Source organism: Streptomyces sp. NPDC017056, assembly GCF_044332485.1.
GTDB lineage: Bacteria > Actinomycetota > Actinomycetes > Streptomycetales > Streptomycetaceae > Streptomyces.
On record NZ_JBIRPD010000015.1, the window covers coordinates 191,353 to 204,197 of the forward strand.

The following is a 12,845-nucleotide window of genomic DNA, read 5'->3' on the forward strand; positions in this document are numbered from 1 at the left end:
CCTAGCCGAAGGATTTTTCCATGGGCCTCAGCCTGGTCACATTCGTCTACGACACCATGAAGCCGCGGCTCAACAACCAGAAGAGCAAGTATTGGCTGCCGACCATCCTCTCGGAGGTCAAGCATCCCCAAGATCCACAGAAGAAGGCGCTGGTGCCCTTGGAGGTGCCCGAATGGGAACTGGGCGAGCTGTCGGGCGAGACCGGCAACGGCGTCGGCAACACCATCGCCTCGGTGTGGTGGTTTCTCCTCCTTTCTGCCTTCGACAAACAGAAGAAGAACCATAACGACTGGCCGAAGAACCTCGACGACTTCACCGGCCGACGGGACGCGGGCGCGCCGCAGCCAAAACTCAAACTGAGTAAGGTGAAGGTGCATGGCCTACCCAATATCGCGGTGGGTGAACTGACCGACCTCGTGTCGACCGGCAACGGTGGCTACAAGGGAGCCATTCCCATCATCGTCGCCGCCTACGAGACGGGCCCCTGGCAGAAGAAGATCGAAATTGAGGGGGAGTACACCCTGACCCAGTCCGTGGTCGCGGCCGACGATCCAAAAAACGACAAGCGAGACCCACTGCCGCCGACCGAGAAGGATCCGGTCCCCGGTCTGCAAAATTATCAGTGGCCGAAGGAGCTGGTGGAAGGTACCGGGAAGGCGGTCATCCTGGTCACCGGCCTGCAACTGCGAGCCGAGGTGGAAATCTTCGTCACGGGAAAGAAGACGGAGCGCAAGCCGCGCGTCAATGTGGTCTCCGTCTCGCTTGCCTCGCAGACTGGGCCCACGTTCGACCTCGACGAGAAACGTCTGACCATCAACAAGGGCAAGACGATCACCGAAAAGACCATGCAGAGCTGGAAAAAGCTCGCCGCCAATGCCTTCCGGAGCCAGGACGCGCGAAAAGAGCTGACATCCAAGCTCGTACAGAACCTCAACGCAGCGGACATCAAAACGAGTTTTTCGGATGCGGCGACCGAGCAGCTCGGCAAGGCGCTCGACGGAGTCCTCGGCGCGGTGGCATGCGGACAGCTTCCTTCCGAGGACACCTGCGTCCCGCCGGGCGAAGGACCGGTCGAGCGGTATCTCTTCGACCGGATCCGGGCCTCGCTCGCCGATCCGAAGTCGCCCTTCTACCCTCCGGCCGTGACGTTCTCCGTGAAGGACCCCGCGCTGGATCCGGCGAAGATCAAGCAGATCGACCTCGGTCCGCAGAAGATCGACGACGAACTGGACTTCTCCAGCGTCGTCGTCAATGCAGTGACCATCTCCGCCATCCCGAACGTGGAAATTCCTCCGGCCGATGCCAAGATGGTCACAGGGGGCATCGAGGCCACACTGCGGTTCGGCACCATCGCCGACGAGCGGGAAGTGACGTACTACGAGAACGGCGAGCCGAAGACCAAGAAGGTACCGAAGGCGCCTCTCACCCTCAAAGGCGATATCGTCCTCACCTTCAGGAACAGCGGCGACAAGATGACCGGCAAGATCACCATCAAGGTGCCCAAGCCGTCCGTCCTCTGTGGACTGAGCGCCGGAGGGCCGGACGCGGACCAGCTCGTCATCACCGTGAACAAGCTGGATCTCGTCCTGAAGGCCGACGAATACGACGTGATTGTGGAAATGGGCGACCTCTTCCAAGAGGCCATCAAAAAGCTCTTCAACAGCACCGATGTGAAGGAGAAGATCCTCACCGGGGTCAAGGACCAGATGCAGAAGAGCAAGGGCAAGGTGGCCAATGGCCTCTCCCAAGCGGCCCGGAGCGTGATCGGGCAGCGGCTCACTCAGTGACCAGCCTGCACGTGGTTCAGGGGTAGGCACGCCCTGGACCACGTGCCGTTTCTCTCCCCTTCCCTCGCCGTCCAAAGGACTCCTTTCCTTGACGCTCGACGAACTCCGCAAACTCATCACCGACAAGACCGCCGACGGAACGCTGACCCTCACCTCGGCCGACCTCGGCACGGGACGGGCCGCCGGCCTGGTCAAGGAGTGGCTGGACGGCACCTTCACCCTCACTGACGTACAGCGCACCGATCCAGAGGGCAAGGTGGTGCTCAGCGGCAGCACCGCGCTGCTCGGCGTCGAAAGCCGCCCGGTGAGCGGTGTCGAATTCGCCATCGACTCGGACGACAGCGGACAACCGTCGTTCTTCTTTCCCTTCGGATTGCCGAAGGAGTGGTCGTTCGGCACATCCTTCCCCCCGACCGAGGGCAGCGATCTGGCGGCCCTGACCTTTGCCGAATCGCCCGAACTGCTGCTGACCTCCCGCCCCCGCGCGGCGGAGGGCGTGCGCCCGGCGCTGCCGACCGGGTGCACGTTCCGCGCGCCGAAGATCGACGACCCGGCCGCCCTGGGCGCATTGTTCCCTCTGGTCCGAGCGTCCGACACCAAGCTTGCCGTCACCGGCACCATCCGGACGCCCGAGACCCCAGTGATCGCACTGCGCTCGGTTCCCCGGGCCGGCGGCAAGCTCGGCTCGTTGTTCTTCCTCTGGGCCGGTTCCCGTACGGACGGCGGCAACACGACCTACGGGCTCCGCATCGCGGCGGACCTCACCATCGCCACCGGCGTCGGCGCCACGATCAGTGCCGCGCTGGCCCAGGACGTCAACGAAGTCGTGCTGAACGCCGACGCGCTGCCCGCCGACCCGGCGTACCAGGCGCTCGCCGACTGGGACGGCAGTGGGATGGCGGCCAAGCAGCTCACCGAGCAGGGGTTCGGCATCGGGGACAAGGTCAGGCTCACCGAGCTGAGCCTGACCATCGACCGGTCGAAGGTCAAGGACGGCCTGACCAAGGCGGTCGCCCAGGTGAAGGTGGTGGCCCGGACGAACACCGGCGCCACCTGGCCGCTGGCGGGCGGCTCCCTGGTGGTGACCGAGGTGGGCGCCGACCTCACCGTCAACGACCCGCTCCAGGCGTCTCCACCGCGCGCCGCCACCGTCACGGGGTACGGGAAGTTCCTCGTGGCCCAGACCGCGAAGGTGAACGTCACCGGTGTGATCCCGCCGGGCACCCTCGCCATCGACCTGGATCCGGAGAGCAAGCCCCGAGTGGCCGACGTGGTGAAGAACTTCTGGCCGCAGGCCGACCTGAAGGGCGTGCCGGACCTGACACTGGAGTCGTTCACCGGGTCGGTGACGCCGAAGGCGGGCGAGTTCGCGGTCTCGGCGAAGGTCACGGGCGGCAAGCCGTTCACCCTCGGCGCCGCGCAGCTCAAGCTGAAGGAAGCCGGGGTCGCCCTCAACCGCATCCAGTCGAGCGGTGGTCAGCCGGTACTCGGAGAGGAAGGCCCGGCGGGGCATCAGCTTTCCGGGCAGCTGTCCGCCAAGGCCGCACTCAGTCCGGCCACGGGCGCGAACGCGAACAACACCATTGATTTCGACGCGTCCTGGACGATCCCCAAGACGTTCGAGCTTGGCGCGCAGGTGGCCAAGGTCGAGCTGACGAAGCTGCTGAAGGCCCTAGCCTGTGACGAGGGCATTCCGCTCCCCCAGAACTTGCCCGACATCACCCTCACCAAGTGCGGCCTGAGGTTCCGGGCGGGCAGCGCGCAGGCGATGGAGGCCGTTACCGGCTTCGAGTTCGAGCTGTTCGTCGCGACCGGCGTCAGCTTCAATGGGAATGACAAGCTCACCCTCGCCGCCAGGGCGGCCAAGGACAGCGAAGCCACGCTTTTGGCCGCAGCGCTCTGGCAGGACGGCTGGACGTGGTCGCCGAAGGACATCACCGCGTGGGCCAAGGACCTGGCGATTCTCAAGGACATCACCTTCACCAAGTCCGGGCTCGCCCTGTGCAGCCGGGACGGCACATCCCTCAAGGCCGACAAGCTGCCGGAGACGATGCCCGAGACGCTGAAGAAGGGGCTCACCTTCTTCTGCCAGGTCGGCTTCACCGGGGCGCTGGCACCGCTCGGCAAGCTGCTCGCGGACGGCTCGGGCATCCAGCTCCAAGGCGTGCTCACCTCGCCGGTGAAGAACTGCGAACTGCTGATCAAAATCGCGGAGAAGAAGGTCAAGAAGGGCTTCGGCGGCTTCGAGCTGCGGGTGCAGCCCGCCAAGCCGCTGATCTCGCTCGACGCGACGTGGTACTTCGAGCTGCCGAGCCTCAACGGCACGAAGACCTCCCTGGCCTTCCTCGTGGGGGGCAGTGTGTGGCAGGACAACGGCGCCTGGACGTTCACCCTCTACCTCGCGCTCAAGGCGGTCGCGACCGCAGCGGGCACGGTGCCCGGTGAGATTGCCGCACTGCGGCGCGTTCTCTCCCTCGACGCGCCGGGCTATGTGCCGCCGCCGCGCGACCCGGCGGATGTCTGGGCGGCACGGGAGCTGGCGCGGGTGGTGACCGAGGCGCAGGAGACGATCGGTGAGGAACCGCCGCCCCCGCCTCCGGAGAAGCGGCCGACCTGGAAGAACGCGTTCGGCATCCAGGACTTCGACATCGCGTACTTCTACGTCCAGGTTGGCTACACCACCGGCTCCGGGGGGCTCACGCTCGGCGGCGGCGGGCAGTGCGCCATCGGCAAGGTGCAGCTGGAGCTGGACGTGGCCGGGGTCATCTCCGCCGAGCCGTACCTGAACCTCTTCCACTTCGCGCTCAACGCTGCCGACCGGCCGCGGCAGGCCGCGGTGTCCGCCGACGTGGCGCTCGGCGAGGAGAAGAAAGGCGTCTCGCTCTGGGAGATCCTGAACGCCTTCTGCGAGCCGTCCGAAGACCTGAAGTTCCTCGATCAGATCGTGTTGCACGACCTGATGGTCTGCTACGTACTGGACGCTGCCGGGTGGGAGAACCCGGTCACCAAGGAGAAGTGGGCCCAGGGCTTCCACGCCAAGGGCAACATCGACTTCAGCGATAACAACTGGCGTTTCGAGCTGTCCGTCGGCCTGGCCGGGATCTGGGCCAGCAGCGACATCGCCCAGCCCGTCAAGATCGGCACCGCGTTCACGCTCAGCGATGCCACTGGGAAGAAGGGGCCGTCGTTCTCTCTGGACACACGCGCGGAGTCGTCGCTGACCACCGCGACGAAAATCTTCACCCTCTCGGGCAAACTCACCCTCCTCACCCTGACGACCACGGTGGAAGCCGAACTCGGCAAGGACGGGTTCCACTTCACCCTCGCCGCCAACTTGGTGAGCATTTTCGACTCCAGTGTGTCCTGCACCTACAAGGACAAGCAGCTCACCGCACGCGGCAAGGCCAAGCTGGCGAACCTCCAGATCAAACTGGACAAGGACGTGGTGATCGGCTGGGCCCACATCAAGGCGGGCACCCCCTTCACCGTCGACCTGGGCGGCTCGTTCGACCTGTACGTCAAGCCGGCGATGGGCACGGCGCGGATCGACCTGGACGGTTCGTGCACCGCGTCTCTGGGCGGCGTCAAGCTGGTCGACTTCAAGTACAAGGGTGGCTTCGGGGTTTCGGAGTGGACCGGGGTCAGCGGGTATTTGACGAGTAACCCGGAGAAGCTGCTTGCCGACCTCGGGAAGGGTATCTGGGACGAGGCGAAGCGCTGCGCCCTGGGGAACGCCGGAAAGCTCATGTGAGGACGGCGACTCCGGCCGCAGCGGTCGCCAACTCGGCCGCCAGCCCCTGTAGCCCGGCCGTCGCGGCGCGTTCCTGTGCGGCGGCCAGCAGCCTGGCGGCCTCGGCCAGTACCCGCCGCACCGCGCCCTCGCACCACGTCTCGCCGCCCATGGCACCCGGCCGCCAGTGCACCCGGTCGGCCGGGGCCAGCTCCCACCACACCGCCGAGCGCGCCCCCGCCGCGGCGTCCTCGGGGACGTCCGCCGCGTCGTCCACCAGCCGCCAGGCCACCGCGAAGTCGCGGATGACCGCCGGCAGTTCGGGGGCGGCGAGCAGGCTGGGTACCAGGGCCCACAGGGCGGCCTCGCGGCCGGCGCCGGCCCGGTGCCCCACCGGGCCGTCCACACGGGGCGCGGCATGCACGGCCGTGAGGTAGGCCGCCGTGTGACCGGCCGCGAGAGCGGGGTCGACGCCCCAGGTATGGCAGAGCCGTTCGGCGCCCGCGGTGCACTCCCGCCACAGCTCGGTGCGGAGCTGCACATGGGCGAGGGTCAGGGGCAGTTGGCCGTCGAGAAGGTGGTCGTCCCAGAGGTGGAGGAGGAGCGCTGCGGCATGCACCCGTTCGGCATCCGGGTGGCGGGCGGCGGGGATCCAGTGGAGGAAGGACCAGACCGGGGGCGGGAACAGGACGAAGGCGTTGCCGGTCGGGCTGCCGGGGACGCGCCCATGGCGATTGAGCAGGTCGGCGCAGTCGCGGGCAAGAGGGGCGGGGAGCCGGTGGACGATCTCCATCAGCCGGTCGTGCAGGCGGCACCGGAGCGCGGCCAGCGGCGGGGCCTCGACGATGGCGCCGAAGCCGGGACGGGGGTTCACCGCGCGCCGCCCAGGACGCCCCGCGGGTCGAGGACGCGGCACACCCGTGTCAGCAGCCGCCCGGTGTCCGGGCCGACCGCCTGCGGCGGGATACGGCCCAGCACCGGCCGGTAGGCGAAGATGCCGACGCGGGCACACTCCTCGGTCAGCCGCCGGTGGCAACCAGCGGCACGGCGGTCCGCACCGGGGGCGTTTCGGTCCCAGAAGAGACCGGTGACACAGGTCAGGTGGCGCGGCGCGAGGCGCAGGGAGAGACAGGGCTCCATGCCACAGGCGCGCACGGTGCGTTCGATCAGGGCGACCGCCGTGGCGGCCGGGGCGCCCAGGAGCGGCAGGCGGGGGGCGAACCAGAGGACGCCGCACCGGTCGCGGTCCGGGTCGGCGGGGGCGTCCGGCGGCGGGCCGCCAGGCTTGTGGCGGTAGGCACTGGCCAGCCCGTCCTCAACAGCGGTACCGTCCCCGCGTCCCGTGGTCTCGGCCCCCAGGTCCCAGCAATCTGCCCAGGGCGCGAAGGTGCGCAGCACCCGCTCACGGGCAAGACGGAGGGTGGCCGTGTCGTCCGCCCACAGCTGGGCGTGGCCGCTCCAGGGGCCGTCCAGGGGCGGTGGCAGGGCCCGTTCGGGTGCGGGCAGAAGCTGAGCGGCGAGGCGGTCGGCGTTCAGCAGGTCCAGGGTGAGTCCGTCGGGCCCGCCGCCCCCGAAGCGTTGCAGCAGGTCGCGGGCGGCATCCAGGACGGCGGGCAGCAGGCCGGGCGCGGCCAGACGAAAAGTCAGGCGCTGGTGGACGGCGGGCGACGGGTGGAGGATCAGCGCCCCGGCAGTGACCACGCCGGGTCCGCCCTGCCGGAAGAGGCCGACCGGGTCGGGGCCGGGCCCCTCGGTCAGGTGCAGCAACCCGCCTCCGGAAAGGGCGACTTCGCTGGGCCGCAGGTGGGCGGACAGATCGCCGTAGGGGCCGTGGCCGATGCCGCGCTGGAGGGCGTTGCCGAGGACCGAGGTGCGAGGTCCGGCGCCGGTGGCGGGCGGCCAGCGGTCCGGGGCGCGCTCGCGCAGCGCCGACGCCAGCGCGCCGAAGGTGACGCCCGGCTCGACGGTGGCCAGGCCGAGGACGGGGTCGATGTCGCGGACCCGGTCCAGGCGGGCCAGGTGGAGGACGGCCATGGCTTCGTGCGGTGGGCAGCCGGAACCGTAGCCCCAGTTCCGGCCGGTGCTGACCGGGTGGACGCGTACGCCGTGGCGGGCGGCGACGCACAGGCAGGCGGCGACCTCCTCCGGCGTGCCGGGCCGGAGCAGGACGGCCGGGAGAGGAGCGTCGGCGAAGGTGCAGCGCCCGGCACGGGCGAGCTCCTCCGGATCCGTCCGCACATGGTCGGCACCGAGCGCGCCGCGCCAGGCGGCCAGCGCCCGGGAGGGGATACGACTCGGGGTCGGGTGCCTACTCGGTGTCACAGTTCGGTTACTGTAGTAGGCGAGGTGTGCGGGGAATGGCGCAACGCGCTGCCGGCGGGCCCGAGGGGCCAAGGCGAATGCAGTGAGGGGGCGGGCGTCCATTCCCGGAGCGGAACTGGTTGCCCCCAGAAGAGTGGTCCGGAGACGGTCCGAGCCGTCGGCGGGCAAGGTCAACTGGGAGAGGAATGGGAGTCGACCATGGGTATCGCCCGCGCGGACCAGCGGGGATGTGCCGGTTCCTGCGGGGTGGTGCGTGTAGGAACCGGTAGTTCCCGGGGCCTGGAACCGCTCCCTCAGCCCGCTGATTCGCCCGCGTGGGGGCTCAGGACGCCTGCGCTGACCAGGGCGAACAGGGCGATGCCGAGCAGGATGCGGTAGATGACGAACGGCATGAAGCTCTTCGTGGTGATGAACTTCATGAACCAGGCGATGACGGCGTAGCCCACGACGAAGGCGATGACCGTGGCGAAGATGGTCGGGCCCCAGGAGACGTGGGTTGCGGTGGCGTCGCTGCCGAAGGCGTCCTTGAGTTCGTAGACGCCGGAGGCCAGTACGGCGGGGATGGCCAGGAGGAAGGAGTAGCGGGCGGCGGATTCGCGGGTGTAGCCCATCAGGAGGCCGCCGCTGATGGTGGCGCCGGAGCGGGAGACGCCGGGGATCAGGGCCATGGCCTGGCAGACGCCGTAGATCAGGCCGTCCTTGACGCTCAGGTCGGTCAGGGACTTGCGCTGCTTGACGGCGCGGTGGCGGCCGCCGGACTCGTCGCGGGCGGCGAGGCGGTCCGCGATGCCGAGGACGACGCCCATGACGATCAGGGTGGTCGCGATCAGGCGCAGATCGCGGAAGGGGCCTTCGATGGCGTCCTTGAGGGTGATGCCCAGGACGCCGATCGGGATCGAGCCGACGATGACCAGCCAGCCCATCTTGGCGTCGTGGTCGTGCCGCAGGTCGCGGTTGACCAGGGAGCGTGCCCAGGTGGAGACGATCCGCGCGATGTCCTTGCGGAAGTAGATCAGTACGGCGGCCTCGGTGCCGATCTGCGTGATGGCGGTGAAGGCCGCGCCGGGGTCGTGCCAGCCCGCGAACGCCGCGGTCAGGCGCAGGTGCGCGCTGGAGGAGATGGGCAGGAACTCGGTCAACCCTTGGACCAGGCCGAGGATGAAGGATTCAAACCAATGCATCGAAACTACGCTATCCAGAGGGTGATCAAGCGCTTACCGGCACGGATGCGTGGCAGGCGGCACGAGGGACGGACAGGACAGGAGTGCGTGCGGGCGGTCGGCGGGATCGGTGACCGGCTGAGGGGCAGCGTAGCGCCCGAAGGTGTCCGAGAGGCCAAAGGGCTCTTTCCGGGCGTCCCCGGTCAACGCCCCGCGCGTCCCCGGTCAACGCCCCGGGGCTGCCGTTCAACGCTCCGGAAGTGCCGGTCGACGCCCCGGGGCTGCCGTTCAACGCCCCCGGAGCGCGGCTCGCTTGCGCCAGGCCACGAGTGCCGCGGCCAGGCCGGAGAGTGCGATGAAGCCGGTGGAGATGAGGAAGGCGGGCGAGGTGGGCGTCGAGGCGCGGGCCCCGGCGATGACGTACGCGGCGGTGTTGGGCACGCTGCCGAGGGTGGTGGCCAGCAGAAACGCGCCCCAGCCCATGCGGGAGACCGCGGCGCAGTAGTTGGTGGCGCAGAACGGCAGGCCGGGGAAGAGGCGGATCGCCATCATGGAGCGGAAGCCGTGTTCGCTCAGCTGCCGGTCGGCGGCGGTCAGCCAGCGGGCGCGCAGCAGGGGGCGCAGCGCGTCCTGGCCGAGCAGGCGGCCGAGTCCGAAGGCCAGGCCCGCGCCGAGGACCGTACCGGCCAGGGCGGACAGGAAGCCGGGCAGGCTGCCGAAGATCGCGCCGGCGGCGAGGTTCAGGACGGGGCGCGGGACGAAGGCGGTGGTGCACACCCCGTACGCGAGTCCGAAGATCACCACGGCGCCGCTGCCGGCCCACTCGGGCGGCCAGCCGTGGGCCAGCAGCCGCTGCGGCTGCCAGACGATCATCGCGACCGCGGAGGCGGCGAGCAGGACGAGGAGTACGGCGAGTCGTGCCCAGGGGGAGAAGAGCACACGCGTGCAGCGCGCGGCGAGGCCGTCGGGCGTTGCGGCGGGTTCGAGCATCCCGGGAGCGTAACCGACAAGTGTGGCGAGGAGGTGGATTCATGATCTCCCGGGGCCGAACGAACCGGGAGGGGCGCGGGGGAGGGGGCGGGGAAGGGGGTGGGGGGGCGGGCGCGGGCGCGCCCACTCGCGGCCGTTGATAAATCGTTCGACGTGGTACGGGTCCGCACGAGATCCTTGGGCCATGACCAGGCAGCCGTACCTCGCGCTCACGTCCGCAGTCGCGGACGCGCCGAAGGCTGCCGTGGACTCGATCGCAGTTCTCGTCGCGGCCCTTGTCGCGACCCTCGGGGCCGACGCCGCGCCCGGCACGGCCGCAGCCCCGGCCGCGCCCGCGGCCCAGGCAGGCACCGCCGCCCCCGCGGCCGGCGGCGCGCGAAGCTGACCCTCTCCGGATCGACCGGCGGACCCCGCAGGGGGAGGGTCGGTGGGGCTCAGGGGTTCCCGCGGCGGCGTGTCACGTCGATGCCGCCGTATTCACCGCATTGCTTCGCGAGGAAGAACTGCCATGCCCAAGACGGCATACGTGCGGACCAAGCCGCACCTGAACATCGGCACGATGGGGCACGTCGACCACGGCAAGACGACGTTGACCGCCGCGATCACCAAGGTGCTCAGCGAGCGCGGGGGCGGCACCTTCGTGCCCTTCGACCGGATCGACCGGGCCCCCGAGGAGGCCGCCCGCGGCATCACCATCAACATCTCGCACGTCGAGTACGAGACCGGCACCCGGCATTACGCCCACGTCGACATGCCGGGCCACGCCGACTTCGTCAAGAACATGATCACCGGCGCGGCCCAGCTCGACGGCGCGATCCTCGTCGTCTCCGCGCTCGACGGGATCATGCCGCAGACCGCCGAGCACGTCCTGCTCGCCAAGCAGGTCGGCGTCCGGTACGTCGTCGTCGCGCTGAACAAGGCCGACGCCGGCGACCCCGAGCTGACCGACCTGGTGGAGCTGGAGGTCCGCGAGCTGCTGACGGCGCACGGCTACGACGGGGACCACGTGCCCGTCGTACGGGTCTCCGGGCTGCGTGCTCTGGAGGGCGACCCGCGGTGGTGCGAGGCGATCGAGGCGCTGCTCGACGCGGTGGACACCTACGTGCCGACGCCGGAGCGCTACCTCGACGCGCCGTTCCTGCTGCCGGTGGAGAACGTCCTGACCATCACCGGGCGCGGCACGGTCGTCACCGGCGCCGTCGAGCGGGGCACGGTGCGCGTCGGCGACCGGGTGGCGGTGCTGGGCGCGGACACGGAGACGGTCGTGACCGGCCTGGAGACCTTCGGGAAGCCGATGGAGTCGGCCGAGGCGGGCGACAGCGTCGCGCTGCTCCTGCGCGGCCTGCACCGCGACGAGGTGCGCAGGGGGCACGTCGTCGCCGCGCCGGGCAGTGTGACGCCGCGGCGGCGCTTCACCGCCGAGGTGTACGTCCTGTCCACGGAGGAGGGCGGCCGCCGCACGCCGCTGTCCACGGGCTACCGCCCGCAGTTCTACATCCGTACGGCGGACGTGGTCGGCGACGTCGACCTCGGTGAGCGGGGGATCGCGCGGCCCGGCGAGACGGTGACGTGCACCGTCGAGCTGGGGCGCGACGTCCCGCTGGAGCCGGGTCTCGGTTTCGCCATCCGCGAGGGCGGCAGGACGGTGGGCGCCGGCACGATCCGTACGGTGGCCGGAACGTAACGGCGACCACCGGCCGGGGGCCGGGGCGGGGCCGCGGGAGCTGCCACACTGCCGTACGAGACCGCCGTACGGGGGTGTCCCGGGCGGTACCGGAGAAGGGACCGTGATGACGGGAACGGCGCTGGTACTGGGCGGCGGGGGCTACACGGGCATCGGCTGGGAGATCGGCATGCTGGCCGGTCTCGCCGAGGCCGGTGCCGACCTCGGCGCGGCCGATGTCGTGATCGGGACGTCGGCCGGCGCGATCGTGGGCGCCCAGCTCGCGTCCGGCCGGCTGACGCCGGAGGAGCTGTACGAGCGCCAGTTCGTCCCGGTCCCGGGGGAGTCCGCGGCGCGCATGGGGGCGCGGGAGCTGGCCCACTTCGCGTACTTGGCGCTGCGCTCCCGCGACGCGACGGCCTTCGGGGCCCGGATGGGGCGGCTCGCGCTGGCCGCCCGCGCGGCCGCGGGACCCAGCCGGCGCGACGCCATCGCCGCGCGCCTGGCCTGCCACGACTGGCCGGCGCGGCGGCTGATGATCACGGCGGTGGACGCGGCGACGGGGCAGCGGGCCGCTTTCGACGACACCAGCGGGGTGGAGCTGGTCGACGCGGTGGGCGCGAGCTGCGCGGTGCCCGGCGTGTGGCCGCCGGTGAGCATCGGCGGTAGGTGGTGGATCGACGGCGGCGTGCACTCCAGCGCCAACGCGGATCTGGCCGACGGGTACGGCAGGGTCGTCGTCCTGGCGCCGGTGGCGGCGGGCGGCGGCCCCCTCGCCACCGCGCGCTCCCAGGGGGCGGCCCTGGCCCGCCGCGGGGCCCGGGTGAGCGTCGTCGTACCGGACCGCGCGGCCCGTGCCGCCTACGGCCGCAACGTCCTGGACCCGGCCAGGCGCGCCGACGCGGCCCGCGCGGGACGCCGCCAAGCGGCAGCGCACGCGAAGGAGATCATGGGGGTGTGGGAGGGCTGAGGCGGGAGAGAGAGAAGAGGGGAGAAGGGAGGGGAGAGGCGCCGGGGGATTTACGGGGGTGGAACAGGGCCGTTCAGGGTGGGGTGGAGTCCGGTCGCCGACCGGCACAATAGGACGGTGGACGAAGCAGCCGAGCAGATACCGGGCGCGGAGCCGGCCCCGCACGACCCCGACGCACCCGCAGACCCGGTGCCCGTCACACGGGTCGTCGACGGCGGTACCG

9 protein-coding genes are annotated in these 12,845 nt (G+C 70.3%); 5 read left to right on the top strand and 4 right to left on the bottom strand.

Features of this window, described 5'->3' with window-relative positions; all coding sequences use genetic code 11:
- Nucleotides 1-20: 20 nt before the first annotated feature.
- Both ACH4OW_RS26790 and ACH4OW_RS26795 read left to right on the top strand, forming a co-directional pair.
- A complete protein-coding gene (locus ACH4OW_RS26790; protein WP_398030372.1) occupies nucleotides 21-1,787 on the top strand; it encodes a hypothetical protein in 1,767 nt (588 codons plus the stop codon).
- A gap of 88 nt (nucleotides 1,788-1,875) precedes the next feature.
- Nucleotides 1,876-5,538, top strand: a complete 3,663-nt coding sequence (locus tag ACH4OW_RS26795) for a hypothetical protein (RefSeq protein ID WP_398030373.1) — start codon at nucleotides 1,876-1,878, stop codon at nucleotides 5,536-5,538.
- On the opposite strand, the gene ACH4OW_RS26800 is transcribed toward ACH4OW_RS26795, so the two are convergent.
- From ACH4OW_RS26800 to ACH4OW_RS26815, 4 genes are all read right to left on the bottom strand, one after another.
- Complete coding sequence (locus tag ACH4OW_RS26800) at nucleotides 5,531-6,391, bottom strand: hypothetical protein (RefSeq protein WP_398030374.1); 861 nt, start codon at nucleotides 6,389-6,391, stop codon at nucleotides 5,531-5,533. The two genes, ACH4OW_RS26795 and ACH4OW_RS26800, sit on opposite strands and share 8 nt — an antisense overlap.
- Entirely contained in the window at nucleotides 6,388-7,839 is a 1,452-nt protein-coding gene (locus tag ACH4OW_RS26805; RefSeq protein WP_398030375.1) for an FAD-binding oxidoreductase, read from the bottom strand. The genes ACH4OW_RS26800 and ACH4OW_RS26805 overlap by 4 nt, the downstream gene beginning before the upstream one ends.
- Before the next feature lie 293 nt (nucleotides 7,840-8,132).
- Nucleotides 8,133-9,020 carry an undecaprenyl-diphosphate phosphatase gene (locus ACH4OW_RS26810; RefSeq protein WP_398030376.1) on the bottom strand — a complete coding sequence of 296 codons (888 nt, stop codon included), beginning with the start codon at nucleotides 9,018-9,020 and terminating at the stop codon, nucleotides 8,133-8,135.
- A gap of 267 nt (nucleotides 9,021-9,287) precedes the next feature.
- Nucleotides 9,288-9,989 carry a TVP38/TMEM64 family protein gene (locus ACH4OW_RS26815; RefSeq protein ID WP_398030377.1) on the bottom strand — a complete coding sequence of 234 codons (702 nt, stop codon included), beginning with the start codon at nucleotides 9,987-9,989 and terminating at the stop codon, nucleotides 9,288-9,290.
- Nucleotides 9,990-10,173: 184 nt separating this feature from the next.
- Here ACH4OW_RS26815 and ACH4OW_RS26820 point away from each other — a divergent pair, with 184 nt between their 5' ends.
- The 3 genes from ACH4OW_RS26820 to ACH4OW_RS26830 all read left to right on the top strand — a co-directional run bounded on the left by ACH4OW_RS26820 (nucleotide 10,174) and on the right by ACH4OW_RS26830 (nucleotide 12,622).
- Nucleotides 10,174-10,374 carry a hypothetical protein gene (locus ACH4OW_RS26820; protein ID WP_398030378.1) on the top strand — a complete coding sequence of 67 codons (201 nt, stop codon included), beginning with the start codon at nucleotides 10,174-10,176 and terminating at the stop codon, nucleotides 10,372-10,374.
- Nucleotides 10,375-10,497: 123 nt separating this feature from the next.
- A complete protein-coding gene (gene tuf / locus ACH4OW_RS26825) occupies nucleotides 10,498-11,673 on the top strand; it encodes an elongation factor Tu (protein WP_398030379.1) in 1,176 nt (391 codons plus the stop codon).
- A gap of 106 nt (nucleotides 11,674-11,779) precedes the next feature.
- Nucleotides 11,780-12,622, top strand: a complete 843-nt coding sequence (locus ACH4OW_RS26830; RefSeq protein ID WP_398030380.1) for a patatin-like phospholipase family protein — start codon at nucleotides 11,780-11,782, stop codon at nucleotides 12,620-12,622.
- The last annotated feature ends 223 nt before the right edge of the window (nucleotides 12,623-12,845 follow it).